This window comes from Massilia rhizosphaerae (genome assembly GCF_016093545.1).
Taxonomy (GTDB): Bacteria; Pseudomonadota; Gammaproteobacteria; order Burkholderiales; family Burkholderiaceae_D; genus Telluria; species Telluria rhizosphaerae.
The window spans coordinates 45,507-62,931 of record NZ_JADKYX010000006.1 but is presented as its reverse complement, the minus strand read 5'-3'; the positions used below and the strand labels follow the sequence as shown (position 1 = coordinate 62,931).

At 68.6% G+C, this 17,425-nt stretch carries 14 protein-coding genes and 1 riboswitch; of the genes, 5 read left to right on the top strand and 9 right to left on the bottom strand.

From position 1 onward, the window contains the following. Positions 1-18 precede the first annotated feature (18 nt). The gene (locus ISF28_RS11215) at positions 19-2,172 is read left to right on the top strand and encodes a S46 family peptidase (RefSeq protein ID WP_198117271.1); all 2,154 of its coding nucleotides are present in this window, start codon (positions 19-21) and stop codon (positions 2,170-2,172) included. Between the two features lie 42 nt (positions 2,173-2,214). Here ISF28_RS11215 and ISF28_RS11210 read toward each other — a convergent pair whose 3' ends face one another. Genes ISF28_RS11210 through ISF28_RS11185 form a run of 6 tightly spaced genes read right to left on the bottom strand, consistent with a single transcriptional unit; the run spans position 2,215 to position 9,374 of the window. After that, positions 2,215-3,585, bottom strand: a complete 1,371-nt coding sequence (locus tag ISF28_RS11210; protein ID WP_198117270.1) for a sensor histidine kinase — start codon at positions 3,583-3,585, stop codon at positions 2,215-2,217. Next, entirely contained in the window at positions 3,582-4,979 is a 1,398-nt protein-coding gene (locus tag ISF28_RS11205) for a sigma-54-dependent transcriptional regulator (protein WP_198117269.1), read from the bottom strand. The genes ISF28_RS11210 and ISF28_RS11205 overlap by 4 nt, the downstream gene beginning before the upstream one ends. Before the next feature lie 9 nt (positions 4,980-4,988). After that, complete coding sequence (locus ISF28_RS11200) at positions 4,989-6,185, bottom strand: ABC transporter permease (protein WP_198117268.1); 1,197 nt, start codon at positions 6,183-6,185, stop codon at positions 4,989-4,991. Next, on the bottom strand, positions 6,185-7,426 hold the full coding sequence (locus ISF28_RS11195; RefSeq protein WP_198117267.1) for an ABC transporter permease: 1,242 nt from the start codon (positions 7,424-7,426) through the stop codon (positions 6,185-6,187). The genes ISF28_RS11200 and ISF28_RS11195 overlap by 1 nt, the downstream gene beginning before the upstream one ends. Beyond that, positions 7,416-8,099, bottom strand: a complete 684-nt coding sequence (locus ISF28_RS11190; protein ID WP_198117266.1) for an ABC transporter ATP-binding protein — start codon at positions 8,097-8,099, stop codon at positions 7,416-7,418. The genes ISF28_RS11195 and ISF28_RS11190 overlap by 11 nt, the downstream gene beginning before the upstream one ends. A 27-nt stretch (positions 8,100-8,126) precedes the next feature. After that, complete coding sequence (locus ISF28_RS11185; RefSeq protein ID WP_198117265.1) at positions 8,127-9,374, bottom strand: efflux RND transporter periplasmic adaptor subunit; 1,248 nt, start codon at positions 9,372-9,374, stop codon at positions 8,127-8,129. Between the two features lie 209 nt (positions 9,375-9,583). On the opposite strand from ISF28_RS11185, the gene pnuC reads away from it, so the two are divergent. Then, complete coding sequence (gene pnuC, locus ISF28_RS11180) at positions 9,584-10,213, top strand: nicotinamide riboside transporter PnuC (protein ID WP_198117264.1); 630 nt, start codon at positions 9,584-9,586, stop codon at positions 10,211-10,213. Next, positions 10,210-10,740 carry an AAA family ATPase gene (locus tag ISF28_RS11175; RefSeq protein WP_198117263.1) on the top strand — a complete coding sequence of 177 codons (531 nt, stop codon included), beginning with the start codon at positions 10,210-10,212 and terminating at the stop codon, positions 10,738-10,740. Before pnuC ends, ISF28_RS11175 begins: the two co-directional genes overlap by 4 nt. Before the next feature lie 7 nt (positions 10,741-10,747). On the opposite strand, the gene ISF28_RS11170 is transcribed toward ISF28_RS11175, so the two are convergent. Beyond that, entirely contained in the window at positions 10,748-12,880 is a 2,133-nt protein-coding gene (locus ISF28_RS11170) for a TonB-dependent siderophore receptor (RefSeq protein ID WP_198117262.1), read from the bottom strand. A gap of 81 nt (positions 12,881-12,961) precedes the next feature. Further along, positions 12,962-13,061: riboswitch (TPP riboswitch) on the bottom strand. Positions 13,062-13,126: 65 nt separating this feature from the next. After that, on the bottom strand, positions 13,127-14,083 hold the full coding sequence (locus tag ISF28_RS11165; protein ID WP_198117261.1) for a DUF535 family protein: 957 nt from the start codon (positions 14,081-14,083) through the stop codon (positions 13,127-13,129). 270 nt (positions 14,084-14,353) lie between these two features. Between ISF28_RS11165 and ISF28_RS11160 the strand changes: the two genes are divergently transcribed. Continuing rightward, a complete protein-coding gene (locus ISF28_RS11160; RefSeq protein WP_198117260.1) occupies positions 14,354-15,061 on the top strand; it encodes a glutathione S-transferase in 708 nt (235 codons plus the stop codon). 25 nt (positions 15,062-15,086) lie between these two features. On the opposite strand, the gene ISF28_RS11155 is transcribed toward ISF28_RS11160, so the two are convergent. After that, a complete protein-coding gene (locus tag ISF28_RS11155; RefSeq protein WP_198117259.1) occupies positions 15,087-16,301 on the bottom strand; it encodes an MFS transporter in 1,215 nt (404 codons plus the stop codon). Between the two features lie 103 nt (positions 16,302-16,404). Between ISF28_RS11155 and ISF28_RS11150 the strand changes: the two genes are divergently transcribed. After that, positions 16,405-17,301: a LysR family transcriptional regulator gene (locus ISF28_RS11150; RefSeq protein WP_198117258.1), complete on the top strand. Its 897-nt coding sequence runs from the start codon at positions 16,405-16,407 to the stop codon at positions 17,299-17,301. The last annotated feature ends 124 nt before the right edge of the window (positions 17,302-17,425 follow it).

Below are 17,425 nucleotides of genomic sequence, written 5' to 3'. Positions count from 1 at the left end.
TTCGCATCCGAGGTTGTCTTGTTCAAATCCGTCGTCCTTCCCGTCGCCCTGCTGGGTGTCGCCGCCGCCGCCGGCGCCGACGAGGGCCAGTGGCAGCCGCACCAGCTGCCGCAGCTGAAGTCCGAGCTGAAACGCATCGGCATCACGATTCCGGCCGAGCGTCTCGCGGACCTGTCGGCGCATCCGATGAGCGCCATCGTCGCGACGCCCGGCTGTTCGGCGTCGTTCGTGTCGCCGGACGGTCTCGTCGTCACGAACCACCATTGCGGCTACGGCGCCATCCAGCGCAATTCGACCCCGGAACACAATTACATCGCCAACGGCTTCCTCGCGAAGACGCGCGCGGAAGAACTGCCGGGCGGCCCGAACACGATGATCTACGTGACGGAGAAGGTCGAGAACGTGACGGACCGCGTGCTGAAAGGCCTCGCGCACAATCTGTCCGGCCGCGCGCGCCACGAGCAGGTCGAGGCCCGCATCAAGGCCCTCATCGCCGAATGCGAGAGCGACAAGGCGTTCCGCTGCTCGGTCCCCGCGTTCAACCGCGGCGGCGCGTACTACCGCATCAAGCAACTGCTGATCCGCGACGTGCGGCTCGTCTACGCGCCGGCCAACAGCGTGGGCGATTTCGGCGGCGACGTCGACAACTTCGAATTCCCGCGCCACGCCGGCGACTTTTCGTTCCTGCGCGCCTATGTCGGCCGCGACGGCCGTCCGGCCGATCCGTCGCCGGACAACGTGCCGTACAAATCGAAGAGCTTCCTCGTCGTCTCGGCCGAGGGCCTCAAGGCGGGCGATGCGATCCTCCTGGCCGGCTATCCGGGCCGCACGAGCCGCTACAAGCTGCCGGCCGAGATCCGCTTCGCGCGCGACGTCGACTATCCCGCCAAGGTGGCGTCGATCACGGCCGACCTGTGCGTGATCGCGGCCGCCACGATGGGCAATCCGGACTACACGGTGCGCTACGCCAGCGTGTCGAAGAGCCTGCACAACGTGCTGAAGAAGACGCGTGGCCTGCTGGACGGCTTTGCGCGCAAGGACATCGCCGCCATCAAGGATGCCCAGGACGCCGAATTCCGCGCCTGGTACAAGCACCACGTCCATGAGAACAACTACCGGGGACCGAAGAACCTGCTGGCCGATCTGGACGCCGCCATCGCCGCCGACATGGCGACGACGCGGGAGGAGACGGCCTGGATGGAAGCGACGCACAGCGACCTGCTCAAGAGCGCGCGCACCTTGTACCGCCTGGCGCTGGAACACCAGAAGCCGGATGCCCAGCGCGCCGCGGGCTACCAGGACCGCGACGTCGCCTTCATCAAGGCGCGCCTGACGCGCCTCGAGCAATCGTTCGCGCCCAGCGTCGACCAGGCGCGCTGGCAGGCCGCGCTGATCCGCTACGGCAAGATCGATCCGAAGGTCCGCCCGCACGGCCTCGACGCGGTGCTGCCCGCGCAGAACGCGCTGGCGCCGCTGTACAAGGGCACGGAGCTGGGCGACACGGCCAAGCGCCTGGCGTGGATCGGCCGCGACGCCGACGCGTTCCGCAAGTCGAACGACCCGTTCATCGAGCTGGCCGTGCGCATGCACGACGCCGGCATGGCGCTGGAAGAGCGCCGCAAGGAAGTGGACGGCAACTTGGAACGCATCGTCCCGCAGTACATGGACGCCGTCATCGCGTGGAAGAAATCGCAGGGCAAGCCGGTCTACCCGGACGCCAACGGCACGTTGCGCGTCACCTACGGCACCGTGGCGCCGTACAGCCCGCGCGACGGCATCCTCAAGGGACCGTTCACCACGGTGGAAGGCATCCTCGAGAAGCAGACGGGCAAGGCGCCGTTCGACGCGCCGCAGGCGCTGCTGCAGGCGATCCGCGCCAAGCGCTACGGCCGGTTCAAGGATCCGGTGCTCGGCACGGTGCCCGTGGACTTCCTGTCGAGCGCCGACACGACGGGCGGTAATTCGGGATCCGCCGTGATGAACAAGCGGGGCGAACTCGTGGGCCTGAACTTCGATTCGACGTATGAATCGATCACGAAGGACTGGTACTTCGATCCGGTGATCACGCGGGCCATCCACGTCGACATCCGCTACATGCTGTGGGTGATGAAGGAGGTCGATCATGCGGACAACGTGCTGCGCGAGATGACCATCAAGTATCCGAAGAGCTGACGGTGTGCATGGTGGGCGCCCCGCGCCCACCAAACGTCCGCATCACCGTACCGGAAACCAGATGTCGAACCGCGTCTCCCCCGGCGCGCCCGGCGCCAACGAATATGTGCACCCGTGCCGCTGCAACACCTCGCGCACGAACATCAGGCCGATCCCCTGGCCGCCTTTCCTCGTCGTGAAGAACGGCGTGAACAGCGGCCGCGCGGGGCCGGCCGCCAGCAGGCCGCCGGAATCGACGACGGACAGCCGCACGCGCCGGCCTTCGTCCGCGAGCTCCAGCCGCACGTAGCCGCCCGGCGCGCCGGCCTCGTCGATCGCCTCGATCGCGTTCTTGACGATGTTGAGCAGCGCCTGCTCGATCAGCTGCGCGTCCAGCGCCAGCGGCGCGACCGCGTCGCAGCGGTGCCAGCCCAGCGCGATGCCGCGGCCGTTGCAGGCTTCGCGGTTCAGCCACAGGATGTCGTCGACGACGGCCTTGACGTCGGTCGGGCGCGGCTCCGGCGGCGGCATCCTGACGACCTTCGTGAAGCGCTCGATGAATTCGCCCAGGCTCGCGTTGCGGCGCCGGACGGCGACGATGGCCGTGGCGAAGTCGCCGGCATCCGGCTCCGCCAGCTGGCCACGGTAGAACAGCAGGGAATCGAGCACGGAACCCGTCGCCGCCACCGTGTTGTTCACTTCATGCGCGAGCACGCGGATCAGGCGCTCGTACGTCGAGCGCTCCGAATCTTCCAGTTCCGCCGTCAGTTCCTCGACCATCAGGAAGTGGCGCGCGAAGCCGCGGTCGTGGAACTGGCCGCGCTGGGCGCGGTAGCGGCGGCCGTCGAGGTCCGTCAGCAGCCGCGATTCGCCCAGCGGCAGCGCGTCCAGCCCGGCGATGAGATGGCGGCTGCGCGCGCGGGCGCGTCCGTCGAGATTCGCCGCGAAGCCGGCATCGGCGCCGGTCCACGCCGACAATGGCCGGCCCTGCGGCCGCTCCAGCCCGAGGAGCTGCGTGGCGCTCGCGTTCACGAGGCTGACGGCGCCGTCGAAGTCGAACACGAGGACGGCGACCGGCGTCGCTTCCAGCAGGCGGTCGAGGAAGCCCTGCTGCTCGCCGATGGCCAGGCGCTCGCGGTGCAGGGCGCCGAGCATCGCGTTGAACGTGCCGACGAGGTGTTCGAGTTCGCGCGATGCCGGCGCGGCCAGGCGGTTGGCGTACTGCTGGTCCTGCAGCAGGTCGTGGAAGCGGCGCGTGTAACCCAGCGGCTCGAGCGCCTGGCGCACGAGCCGCCAGCCCAGCGCGAGGCTTGCCAGGAGAAGCGCTTCCGCGCCGACGAACCACAGCGGGCGCGCCGGCAGCAGCAGGGCGGCGCAGCCGAACAGCGGCAGGTGCAGCGCCAGGACGTAGGTGCCGAGCCGGATGCGCATCATTCGGCGGGGGGCATGCCGCCGTCGCCCAGGCCGTGGCGCTCCAGCCGGCGGTACAGCGCCGTGCGCGACAGCCCGAGGGCCTTCGCCACGCGCGAGATATTGCCGGCATGCTGGCGCAGCGCCTGCTCGATCATCAGCCGCTCCACCTGGTCCAGGGTCATGCCGTCGACGCCGAGCCGCGTGCCCGGCACGTTGTCGTCGACGGCGCTCGTGGCCAGGAAGTCGGCCTGCGTGAGCACGTCCTTGCCGGCCAGCAGAAGCGTGCGTTCCAATGTCTGTTTCAGCTGGCGGATGTTGCCGGGCCACGGCTGCGCGGCCAGCCAGTCCAGCGCTTGCGGCGCGAGGCCGACGGCGGCGATGCCGTAGCTGTCCGCGACGTGGGCGACGATGTGGCGCGAGAGCAGCGGGATGTCGCTGCGCCGTTCGCGCAGCGGCGGCAGGCGGATCGTGATCAGGTTCAGGCGGTAGAACAGGTCTTCGCGGAAGTCGCCGGCGGCCACCAGCTCCGCCAGTTCGCGGTTGGTGGCCGAGATGACGCGCACGTCGGCCTGCTCGGCGCGGCTCGCGCCCACGGGCTGGTAGCGCTGGTCCTGCAGCACGCGCAGCAGCTTGACCTGGTCGCCGCGGTTCAACTCCCCGATCTCGTCGAGGAACAAGGTGCCGCCGTCGGCGCTCGCGACGTGGCCCTTGCGGTCGGTCTTCGCGTCCGTGAAGGCGCCGCGCACGTGGCCGAACATCTCGCTCTCGAACAGCGACGTCGCGATGGCGCCCATATTGATCTTGACGATGGGGGCTGGCCGGCGCGGGCTGTTGCGGTGGATGGCGTCCGCGATGAGCTCCTTGCCCGTGCCGCTCTCGCCGAGGATCAGCACGGGCGCGCGCGTGGCCGCGACCTGGGCGATCGTCTCCAGCACCTTCAGGAGCCTCGGGTGCTCGCCGACGATGCCCGCGAAGTCGTACTTCGCGTCCAGCGCCGCGCGCGTGCGGCCCGGCGGCGCGGCGGCCGCGCCGACGTCCAGTGTCGCTTCGATCAGGTCGACCAGCTGGGCGTTGTCCCAGGGCTTGGTGAAGAAGTTGGCGGCGCCGGCCTTCACGCCGCGCACGGCCAGCGCGATCGAGCCCCACGCCGTCATCAGCAGCACCGGCAGGGCCGGGTGTGCGGCCTTGATGCGCTCCAGCAGGTCGAGTCCTTCCGCGCCGCTCGTCTGCAGCGAGAAGTTCATGTCCTGCAGGACGAGATCGAACGGCGCCGCGGCGAGTTGCGCGAGCGCGTCGCGCGGGCCGTCCGCGCATGCCGCGTCGAAGCCGGCCTGCTTGAGGAGCAGGGCCAGCGAGACCTGGACGGCCTGGTCGTCGTCGACGACCAGTACGCGCCGCCTGCGTTGTAGTTCCATGGATGCCTTTTATTCGTAATGCAGTGCCGCGGCGGGATCGAGCCGGCTCGCGCGCCAGCCCGGGTAGAGCGAGCACACGAAGGATAGCAGATAGATAACCGCCATCGACAGCAGGGCGGCGCCCGCGAACACGGGCCAGTTCAGCGAGTCGCCCAGCGCGCCGGTCAGCGGCAGCTGCACGAGCAGGACGAGGCCGACGGCCACCGCGAAGGAACAGAGGAGCAGCTGTTCGAACACGATCTGGCGGTAGATGTCGCCGGCGCAGGCGCCGATGGCGCGGCGCAGGCCGATCTCGGGAATGCGCCGCGTCGTGTTCTGCCACAGCACGCCGAACAGGCCGAAGGCGACCATCAGCAGCATGAACGCGGCGATCACGGCGACGACGGCCAGCGGCACCAGCTCTTCCTTCAGCAGCGTGGCGCGCATCGAGGACAGGGGGGCGATCTCGTACGACCAGTCGTTGCGGACCAGTTTCAGCCGCTGGTTCAGCTTTTCCTCGAACGCGCGCGGCGTGCCAGGCGCGACCTTCAGCAGGATGGTACGTACGCGCGACTTGCTCGTCTGCGGCGCGAAGCGGGTGATGACGAAGTTCGTCGGCGTCATGAACGGCCCCTTGTTGCGGAAATCCTCGACGAGGCCCACGACCCGGTAGACGCGGGGCGGACCGGGGTCCGCGCTCGTGAAGCGCTGGCCCAGCGCCGGCCGGCCGGAGAACAACGCGGCCGCCATGCGCCGGTTCAGCACCGCGGGAAGCTCCGCCTGGCCGTCGTCGGTGGCGTCGAACCAGCGGCCGGCCGTCAGGTGCACGCCGAGCGCGGCGGCGACGTCGTCGCTCAGGTCGATGGTGTCCGTCATCACGCCGACGCCGGTCTGCGGCGACTTGAAGTGGGTGGTCCAGGTCGACAAGGTGTACGGCGCGTGAGTGGCAAAACCGACGGCGCGCACTTCGGGCAGCTCGCGCAGGCTGCGGCGCAGCAGGTCGTAGGTGTCGGGCGTGATCGTCTCGGTGGACGCGTCGGAGAACAGCATCGTGACCGACCACGCGTCGGTGCCGTCGAAGCCGATCGGTTCGCGGTACAGCTGCCAGTAACGCAGCCCGAACGCGGCGATGCCGAACACGATGGCGAACGCCAGCAGGATTTCGAGGCTCAGCATCAGGTTCCTGGATTTGCGCTTCCAGGTGAGTCGCAACAGGTGGCGCAGCATCACGCGGCTCCTTTCAATGCATGGACGGGATCGAGGCGCGACATCTTCCACGCGGGCAGCGCGCCGGAAAGCAGGCCGAAGACGAGGGCGAGCAGCATGCCGCAGCCGAACACGGGCAGGTTGAAGCCGACTTCCAGGTAGGGAATCAACTGCGACGCTTCGAGCCACCACAGCACGAGCCGGGCGCACGCGAGGCCGAGCAGGCCTCCCGCGAGGCACAGCAGCACGTTCTCGACGACCAGCTGGCCCGCCAGCTGAAGGCTGGTGGCGCCGAATGCCTTGCGCACGCCGATCTCCGCGCTGCGCTCCATGATGCGTCCCATGTTCAGGTTGACGAGGTTCAGCGCGGGCAGCAGCATGAACAGCAGCATGCCGGCGCCTACCATCAGCAGCAGCCGGGAGGCGCCGGAATCGGCGACGCCCTGCCGGCCCAGGAGGATGCGCGCGAACACGTCCAGTTTGCTGTCGGCCCAGAACCGCGTGATCGGAAAGGTGTGCGGGTCGGCGCTGACGAAGGTCGTCGCGACACGTTCGACTTCGCGCTGGATGCGCGGCAGGTCGCTTGGTTCGCGCGCCAGCAGCAGGGCGACGAAATTCCCCGTGAGGTCATTCTGGTAATCGGTCGACGGGAACGTCGTCAACGGCGTCCAGATGTCCGCATAGGCGTTCATGTGCATGACGTCCGCGACCACGCCGATGATCTCGAACGTCTGCCCGCTCACGCTGATGCGTTGCCCCACCGCGGAGGCGGCCGGGAACAGGCGGCGCGCGGTCGACGCGTTGACGACGGCGACGAGGCGGCCGAGACGGTCGTCGTCTTCGTTCGGCAGGCGACCGGCCAGCACGCGGAAATCCAGGATCTTCCAGTAGTCGGCGTCGACGCGGCGCATGTCGAGCTGGCTCACGCGGTCACCCTGGTAGACGGACACCGTGCCGGGCAGCGTGAAGGCCGAGACGCGTTCGACGCCCGTCAGCGGCTTCAGGTACTTGTCGATGGTCTTGTAGCCGAGCAGGGTGGTGCTTGTGCTCCTGCCGTCGGGGCTCTCGCTGCGGATGCTGTAGACCTGCAGGAAACGGTTGCTCTTGCCCTCCACGCCGCTCGGCCAGAACGTCGTCTGGAGCAGCGCCGTGATCACCATCAGCACGACGAGCGTGAGCACGATGCACGCCAGGTTGATCGCCGTGAACAGCTTGCGGCGCAAGAAGACCTTGTAGGCGGTCAGCAGGTAGTTACGCAGCATGGAGACGCTCCGGTTCCACCAGCTGGCCGTCGAACAGCCGCACGATGCGGCCGACGCGGCGGGCGTCAATCTCGTCGTGCGTGACCATCACGACCGTCGTGCCCTCGGCATTCAGCTTGAGCAGGATGTCCATGACCTCGGCCCCCATCTTGCTGTCCAGGTTACCCGTCGGCTCGTCCGCGAGCAGCACCTGCGGTTGGCCGACGATGGCGCGCGCGATCGCCACGCGCTGCTGCTGGCCGCCGGACAGCTGGTTCGGAAAATGCTCCATGCGCGCGCCGAGCCCCACGCGTTCGAGCGCCGCGCGCGCGAGCCGGCGCCGCTCGCCGCCGGACATGCTGCGGTAGAGCAGGGGCAGCTCGACGTTGTCGATCACGCGCAGGTCGGGGATCAGGTGGAAGCTCTGGAACACGAAGCCGAACGTGCGGTTGCGCAGCCGTGCCACCTCCTTGTCGCGGTACGAGGCGATCGCCGCGCCGCCGATCTCCACGCTGCCCTGGCCGGGCCGGTCCAGCAAGCCGATGAGATTCAGCAGCGTGCTCTTGCCGCAGCCGCTGGGCCCCATCATGGCGACGAATTCGCCGCGGTCGATGAAGAGGTCGATGTCCTTCAATGCCAGCGTCTCGACCTTGTCCGTGCGGTAGGTCTTGCTGACGTTGTGCAGTCTGATCATGGTGTCCTCGTAGGTGTGGAAAATGCGTTAATTCGAAATGCGGATCGCGTCCAGGTCCTTGAACGCGCGGGTGTCCGAGACGATCACGCGCTCGCCCGCGCGCGCGCCGGCGACGACTTCGACCGCCTTGCCGTCGCTGGCGCCCAGCGTGACGGTCCGCTTGCGCGCCACGCCGTCCTCGACGACGAACGCCGGCTGCGGTCCGCGGCCGTTGAACGCGGCGCCGTTGTCGACCACCAGCACGTTCGCGCGGCGCGCCGTGACGACGTCGACGTCGACGCGCATCTTGTTGCGCAGGGCGCCGTTGCGGGGCTGGGCCAGGTCGACGAGCAGCTTGATCGTGCCGTTCTGGATTTCCGGCAGAATCGTGTGGACCGTGCCGGCCAGGACCTCGCCGTTCTGCGTCACGCGCACGGCCTGCCCGGGCGCGAGCTGGCGCGTGTGGAAGTCGGACAGCGTCGCTTCGACCCGGTAGTTGTTCGACTCCGACACGCGTGCCACGAGCTGGCCGGCCGCCACGCTGGCCCCTTCTTCCTCGACGAGCCAGGTCAGCATGCCCGTGAACGGCGCCCGCACGCGGGTGCGGTCCAGCAGCTGTTCCTGCTGCGCGATCTGCTTTTGCAGGATCGCTTTCTGCAGGTCGGCGGCCGCGATGTTGGTCGCCGTGGCGCGGCGCGTGTCTTCGAGCAGCGCGCGCTGCTGGCGCAGCTGGATCCCGGTGCGCTTGACGTTCAGTTCCGCCGTCAGCAGGTTCTCGCCCGAGACCAGGCCGCTCGCGCGCAGCTTCTGGTTGCGTTCCAGCGTGGCGCGCGCGGCCTGCAGGTCGATCTCCAGCAGTTCGATGGCGCTGGCGATCTGCGTGCGCTTCTGCTGCATGTCCTGCGTCAGGGTCGTGATGCGGACGTCCTGCTGCGCCAGTTGTTCCTTCAACGCTTCCAGCGCGAGGCGGATCTCGCGGTCGTCCAGTTCCAGCAGCAGGTCGCCGGCGCGGACCTGCTGGCCGGGCTTGGCGTGGACGTGCGCCACGCGGCTCGCGCCCGGACTCGTCACCACTTCCTCGTGCACGGGGATGACGACGCCGGACGCATTGATCGTGTTGTCGACGTTGCCGCGCCGGACCTGGGCGATGACGACGTCGTCGGCGGAGACGCTGGGCCGCAGCACGCGGTTCAATCCCCATGCGCCGGCGCCCAGGGCGGCGAGCAGCAGGAGCGTGGTGGCGACGCGCAGGCGGGTGCGGCGGCGGATGATGTCGAGACTGAGGGCCTGGTCCATGGTCGAAGTCGATGTCGGCGGCGATGCGTTGCGATGCTGCCTGTATTGCAAGCCCCGTGCCAGCCTCGTTTCCCCCGTGACGCGGGATGCAGGCGGCCGCGCCGGTGCCCGGCGGCGGGCACCGGTGTCCGGAAACGGACACTCGTCCGCCGGTTGCATAAACCCGCGCCACCTTCCATAATCGCCGACTCGCCCGCATCTCCTCATCCATGAACGATACCCTGGTCCTGCTTGGCTTTACCACCACGCCGCTCGAGCTGCTCGGCTTCGTGCTGTCGGTCGCGACGGTCGTCCTGACGATCCTGCGCAATCACTGGGGCTGGTTCTTCGCGATCGTCTCGTCGGCCACGTACGGCGTCGTGTTCTTCGATGCCCGGCTGTACGGCGACGCCGGCCTGCAGGGCGTGTTCATCGCCGCGTCGATCTGGGGCTGGTGGCAGTGGCTGCGCGGCGCCGCCGGCAGGCCGCTGCCGGTGACGCGCCTGTCGCGCAGGGGCTGGATCGCCTCGCTGATCGGCTGGGCCGTCGGCTTCTTGGCGTTGTCGGCGTTCCTCAAGGCGTACACGGACACGGACGTGCCGCGCATGGACGGCTTCCTCACGGCCGGCAGCCTGCTCGGCCAACTGCTGACGGCGAAAAAGAAGATCGAGAACTGGCACACGTGGATCGTCGTCGACGTGCTGTACGTGGGGCTGTACGTCTACAAGGGCCTGCACCTGACGGCCGTCCTGTATGCCGTGTTCGTGGTGCTGGCCGTGCTGGGCCTGCGCGCGTGGACGGCCGCCGCGCGCGCGGACGCGGGACCGCACGCCGGCGCGCCGGTGGCCGAGGGCGCATGACGGCGCCGCGCCGGATCGCCCTGCTGGGCGCGGAATCGACGGGCAAGTCGACGCTGGCGGACGCGCTGGCGCGTCGCTACGCCACGTTGTGGGTGCCGGAATACCTGCGCGAATTCGTCGAGGTCCACGCGCGCGTGCCGCGCGAGGACGACCAGGTCGGCATTGCGCGCACGCAGCGCGACCGCGAATTGGCGCTCGGCGTGGATGCGCGCGTGAGCGATTTCCTGTTCGTCGACACGACGCCGTTGATGACGGCCGTGTACAGCCGCATCTACTGGGGCCGCGTGCCGCCCGAGCTGCTGGATTTGGAAGCGGCGCACGACTACGCGTTCACGCTCGTCGCGGCACCCGATCTGCCGTGGGTGCCGGACGGCCTGCAGCGCGAGTCGGAGGAAGTGCGCCTGCGCGTGCATGCGCAGCTCCTGGCCGTGCTCGACGCGCGCGGGATTCCGTTTACGTTGTTGACGGGAGAGCTGGATGCGCGGATGCGCCAGGTCGAGGCCGTGATCGGCCCGCCCGGCGCGTGACGCCCGCTCAGAAGTCGAACTGCGCCGACATCCGGAACGTGCGCGGCGCTCCCGGCAGCAGATAGCCGCCCAGCTCCGGCGTCACGTCGCGCCAGTAGAACTTGTCGAACAGGTTCTCGGCCCGCGCGCGCAGCGTGACGTTCGTCGCGCCCCATTTCACGCCGTACGACGCGCCCACGCCGAACACGTGGTAGTCCGGCACGAACACCGTGTTCTCGACGTCGAACGCCTTCTTGCCCGAGTACTGCCACGTGCCGTCCAGCTTCAGGCCGGGCACGGCGTCCACGGCATACTGCACCCAGGCCATCGACTTGAACGCGGGGACGTCCGTCACGCGCTTGCCGTCGATGCTCGCCTGGCCCGTGCCTTCCTGGCGCGTGTTCAGCGCCATCAACGACAGGCTCCAGTCCAGTGCCGGCGTCGCCTTGCCCTGCGCCGTCAACTCGACGCCGCGGTGCGTTTCGCGGCCGTTGCGGACGAACGTGTTGTTCGCATCCGTGTACTCCAGGCCCTGGCGGATCTGGAACAGCGCGGCCGACAGGTCGATGCCGTTGTCCAGCGCTGCCTTGGCGCCGATCTCGACCTGGTGCGAACGCTGCGGCGCCAAGACCTGGTTCTCGTTCGTCGTCTGCATCGGCGCGATGCCGCCGTGCTGCAGGCCGTGGCTGACGGCGGCGTAGACGTTCCACGCATGTCCCGGATGGAATACGAGGGCGACGCTCGGCAGCAGGAAGGAATCGTCGCTGTGCACGTAGCCGGTCGCCGCGTCGACGAATTCGCTGCGCTTGACCTGGACGTGGCGCAGGCCCGCGTGCAGGGTCAGGTCGCTCGCCAGGCCGACGATGTCCTGGGCGAACAGGGCGCGTTCCTCGTCGCTGCGGCGCTCGAACACGGGGCCCGTCACGCGGTCTGCCGGGACGTGCGGCGACACGAGCGGGGTCCACAGATTGCTGTAGCCGACGTAGTCGTACACGTAGTCGCCGAAGCTGTCGTGGCGCTCGGAATACGACGTGCCGACGGTCAGCGCGTGGCGGATCGCGCCCGTCGCGAACTTGCCTTGCACCTGCGCCTGCACGCCCCACGGCGACTTGCGCTCGCCCGTGCTCTGGTAGTCGTAGACGTCGTAGTCGCCGTTGCCGCAGTAGCCGGGATAGTAGCCGGCGCCCTCGTTGCTGCAGCCGTAAGGGAAGGCGGTGAAGTCGTCGCGCTTGAACCAGTGCTTGTTGGCGGCCACGGTCGCGAGCCAGTCCGGCGCCAGCTTGTATTCGAAGCGCAGCCCAAGATTGCTGTCCTTCGTCTTGACGGGGCGCGTCCACGGCTGGTCGTTCAGCAGCATCTTCGGCGACACGCCCGTCGGCAGCGCTTCGTTGCGGATCAGCTGGAAGCCGGGCGCCGTGATCTGGGCCTTGCGCTGGTAATCCATGTCCAGCCGGAGCAGCGCATCCGGCGTGATCTGCCAGTCGAAGGCGGCCGACACGAACTGGCGGTCGCCGTTCGCGCCGCGCACGTACGGATGCAGGTCGGCGGCGGCCGCGTTGATGCGGTAGCCGAAGCGGCGGTCGTCGAAGCGGCCGCCGAGATCGATCGTGCCGTACAGGGTGCCGCGCTCGGAGACTTCCACGGTGGCCGAGCGCAGCGGCGCGGCCGTCGGGCGCTTGGTGACGTAGTTGACGATGCCGCCCGGCGTCGCGATGCCGGCCGTCAGGCCCGCGAGGCCCTTCAGCACTTCGATGCGTTCCTTGTTCTCCAGCGGGATCTGGGTGTCGCCGGGGATGGCGAAGCCGTCCTTGCGGTAGCTGTAGTTGTTGTCCAGCGCGAAGCCGCGGATCGAGAATTGCTCGGCATAGCCGACGGCGTTGTACGCGTCGGCGACGGAGGCGTCGAAGCGCATGGCGTCGGTCGTCGAGCGGATCGACAGGTCCTGCATCTGCGTGCGGCCGATGGCGGTGATGGAGGCCGGGGTGTCGAACAGCGACGCCTCGCCGAAGCCGCCGACGCTGGCGCGGTCGACGGCGATGAAGCGGTTGCCCGTGACCACGACTTCGGCGACGGGGTGGGTGGTGTCCTGCGCGTGCGCGTTCGCGACGAAGGCTTGCGCGATGGCGTACGCGGCTGCGGTGGTCTTCAAATGACGGTTCATGGTGTGCTCGTTTCGCGCGCCGGCGATCGGGCGCGCTGCTTTTTTTTAAAGCCGGAGCCAACGGGGAAGGGCAAACAAGGAGGGAATGGCGTTGCGCTTTCCTTCGCTGGCATTATCCAGATCAGGTACGAAGGGTATCTCTCACCCGGGAAGCGAACTCCCAGGACCCCTAGCGAAGGCGCGAGTGTAGCATATCGCGCCCCAGGATGGTGCGTTTGTCAATAGGCAGAACGACTACGACGCCCTTCAGGCCGGCTCTGGGATCGCGGCCGGATGCGCCACGTGAGCCCGGGCGTGCAGCAGGTGACGCTGGATGACGGCGCGGGCCGAGTCGCCGATGAGGCGCCAGTGTTCGCGCCGCAGGGCCGCCCGCTTGCGGTGCTTGGACGGCATCTCGGACAGCGGCTTGACGTAGAACGGCAGCGCGATCAGGTAGCCGTCGCGGCCGGGCATGTCCTCGCCGCCGAGGATTTTCCAGAAGCCGTCGTACGCGTTGGCGAAATGCTTTTCCGGGTCCGGGTCGTAGGCGATGTGCGCTTCGCTGCGGATCGCCACCACCTTGTCCATGCCGAGCGCCAGCGCGATGCCCTGCATGGCCGCGAAGCAGAAGAAGCTGGGCGAGTTGTTGGGGAAGACGCGCTCGAACGCGTCGAACGCGGCGCCGGAATCGATCCACCGCCCCTGGTTGCGCGCGACGAAGGGGACGACGGGCATGTCGACGCCCACCATGTCGCCCTCGAGCCAGCTGAAGGACAGGCGGTGCAGGCATTTGCCGTCCGCGATGAGCGCGATGGTGAGGTCGCCTTCGGCATTGCTGCGCGACGCCATCTCCAGCTGGATCGTGAAGGTGCTGCCGTCGGCCTCGTGCTGCCACAAGGGGAGGCAGCGCTGGCCGTAGACGGCGTCGAGGTAGCCGTCGTTGAACGTCGTTTCCTCGAAGCGGTAGTGGCTCAGCACGGCCTGCACGCGCTGGCGCGGGGTGAGGCCCTTGATCAGGTAGTCGCGGTGGCTGAGGTGGTGAAACAGGTCGTCGTTGGCCGATCCCGCGACGTGGTTGCGGTAGACGCCGAGCCGGCACAATGCGCGGTGGTCGCGGTAATACGCCAGCACGCGCAGGCTGCGCGCGATGCACAGGACCCACGACGACAGGCTGTACTGGCGCCGGCTGGCCATCCAGTGTTTGGTCAGGTGAGCGAAAATCATGGTGCGCTCCGGGCAATTCGTTATCGGTGGTTCATCTTGTCCCGTCCACCGTTCTGGCGGGCGGATTACTCAACGGAAGATAATTGTTCAGTAAATCAAGATAGGTGCCATCGGTAACTCGTTCTCTCCATCCCTTTTATTGTCTTCATGTCTCTCTTTGTTGATCTTTTGTCAGGCAAGTGCCAAACGCAAGACTAGCACGATTGCCGCGCCGAACATCGAAAAGCTGCTCGATAATTGAGTCAGACCGAACAAGTTGAGGAGCATGGCATGGTGTATGAACTTTTTTACTGGCCGAGCATCCAGGGCCGCGGCGAATTCGTGCGCCTGGCGCTGGAAGAGGCGGGCGTGCACTACGTCGACGTGGCGCGCGAGCCGGGCGGCATGGCGCGCATGATGGCGGCGATGGATGGCGCCGACCATCCGTCGTTCGCGCCGCCGTTCCTGAAGGCGGGCGACGTGACGGTGGGCCAGACCGCCAACATCCTGATGTTCCTGGGCGAGCGCCACGGGCTGACGCCGCAGGATGCGCAGGGGAAATTTTGGGTGAACCAGATCCAGCTGACCATCGCCGACATCGTGGCGGAGGCGCACGACACCCATCATCCGATCGCCCCGTCGCTGTACTTCGAGGACCAGCGCCCGGAAGCCAAGCGCCGCGCGGCCGACTTCATCGACACGCGCATCCCGAAATTCTTCGACTGGTTCGAGAACCTGCTGGCCCGGCCCGAGCCGAAAGACTATCTGCTGGGCGACGCGGTCACGTATGCCGACCTGTCGCTGTTCCAGCTCGTCGCCGGCCTGCGTTACGCCTTTCCCAAGGCGCTGGCCCGCATCGACGCGGGCTACCCGCTGTTGACGGCGCTGCACGACCGGGTGGCCGCGCGGCCGCGCATCGCGGCCTACCTGAAATCCAGGCGGCGGCTGCCCTTCAACGAGGAAGGCATTTTCCGCCATTACGGCGAGCTGGACAAATAACGGCCCATCTTCGTTCGACGACGCATCAATGCATGGCGGCGACCCGTTCGGGGCGCGCCGCGCGGTCCGGCTGCGGCGCGGGATCGCGGCGGTCCAGCCAGCCCGCGAACGTCGTGAGGGCGAGCGCGCCGGCGACGACCAGGCCGCCGATCCACGGCGTGTGCATCAGGCCCAGGTGCGCGACGATCAGGCCGCCGCCCCAGGCGCCGAGGGCGATGCCGACGTTGAACGCGGCGATGTTCAAGCCGGAGGCCACGTCCACGGCGCGCGGCGCGTCGATCTCGGCGCGGCGCACGACGTAGACCTGCAGGCCCGGCACGTTGCCGAAGGCGACCGCGCCCCAGGCCAGCACCGTGGCGAGGACGGCGATCTTGTGCGCGGCCGTGACGTCGAGGACGAACAGCACGGCGGCCAGCAGCGCGAACACGATCTGCAGGGCGCGCACGGGGCCCTTGCGGTCCGCCAGCCGGCCGCCCCAGATGTTGCCGAAGGCGACCGACACGCCGTACACGAGCATCACGAGGCCGACGCTGTCCGGCGCAAAACCGGCGACCCGTTCCAGGATGGGCGCCAAGTACGTGAAGGCGATGAACGAGCCGCCATAGCCCAGCGCCGTCATCGCGTACACGAGCAGCAGGCGCGGTTTCTTCAACACCGCCAATTGCGTGAGCAGGCCCGCGGGCGCGCTGCCGGCAATGCCGCGCGGGACGAGCAGGGCGATGCCGGCGAATGCCACGACGCCCAGCAGCGCGACGGCCAGGAACGTCGTCTGCCAGCCGAAACGCTGACCGATGAACGTCCCGAGCGGCACGCCGGTGACGAGGGCGACGGTCAGGCCGCTGAACATCAGGGCGATGGCGCTGGCCGCTTTTTCCTTGGGCACGAGGCTCGTCGCGATCGTCGAACCGATCGAGAAGAAGACGCCGTGCGCGAGCCCCGTCAGCACGCGCGCGGCCATCAGGGCGGCGTAGCCGGGGGCCAGCCACGCGGTCAGGTTCCCGGCCGTGAACAGCAGCATGAGGCCCAGCAGCAGCGTCTTGCGCGGCACGCGGCCGGTGAGGGCGGTCAGCACCGGCGCGCCGACGGCGACGCCGAGCGCATACAGGCTCACGAGCAGGCCGGCGGACGGCACGGACACGCGCAGGCTGGCGGCGATGGTGGGAATGAGGCCGACGATCACGAATTCCGTCGTGCCGATGGCGAAGGCGCTCAGCGTGAGCGCCCATAAGGCGAGAGGCATGGTGTTCTCCTTGTCGATGCCGTGGACGATGGCGCATTCTGGCCGCCGCGTCCGCAAAGAAAAACCCGCCGCCGTACAATAGACTTTTGACCTGGGAGCAAAAATGCTGGACGTGGCAGCGTTGACCGCCTTCGTGGCCGTGATCGACACCGGCTCGTTCTCGGGGGCGGCCGAACGCCTGGGGCAGACGCCGTCCGGCGTGTCGCGCACCGTCGCCCGCCTGGAGCGGCAGCTCGGCATGACGCTCATCCACCGCACGACGCGTCGCCTCGACCTCACCGGGGAAGGCGGCTGGCTGCTGGGCCGGGCGCGCCGCATCCTCGCCGACCTGGACGAGACCGAGCGCCAGGCCGCCCACGCGCGCGCGCAGCCCGCGGGCCTCGTGCGCGTGAACGCCGCCACCCCCGTGCTGGACCACCTGATCGCGCCGCTGCTGCCGGATTTCCTCGACGCCTATCCGCAGGTGCAGCTGGAGCTGGCCAGCGGCGAGACGGTCGTCGACCTGATCGAGGAAAGGGCCGACGTCGCGATCCGCATCGGCGACCTGCCCGATTCCACGCTGAACGCGCGCGGGCTGGGACGCAGCCGCATCCGCGTGCTGGCCGCGCCCGCGTACCTCGACCGCCACGGCATTCCCGCGCGCGTCGAGGATCTCGCCCGGCACCGGCTGATCGGCTTCGTCGCCCCGGCGTCGCTGAACACGTGGCCGCTGCGCGCGGACGGCGAGGACGGCTGGCGCATCGCGCCGCACGTCACGGCCACGAGCGGCGAGACGGTCCGCCACCTCGCGCTGGCGGGCGCCGGCGTCGTCAGCCTGTCGGACTTCCTCACGCGCGCCGACGTCGCCGCGGGCCGCCTCGTGCCGCTGCTGGAAGACGCGGCGCTGCCCTGGACCCAGCCCGTGTGGGCCGTCTTCTACAAACAGGGCGCGCTGGCGCCGCGCGTGCAGGCGCTGGTCGATTTTCTCGCCGCGCGCCTGGCCGCCGTGCTGACGCCCTGACCTTCATCCATTCATCCATTCGATCGCAAAGGAAACCGATGACATCCATGCAAGCACCCGACATCAAGGACGTCCAGCGCATCGCCGCCCACGTGGAGCCGCCCGGCCGCGCCGGAACTCGTCG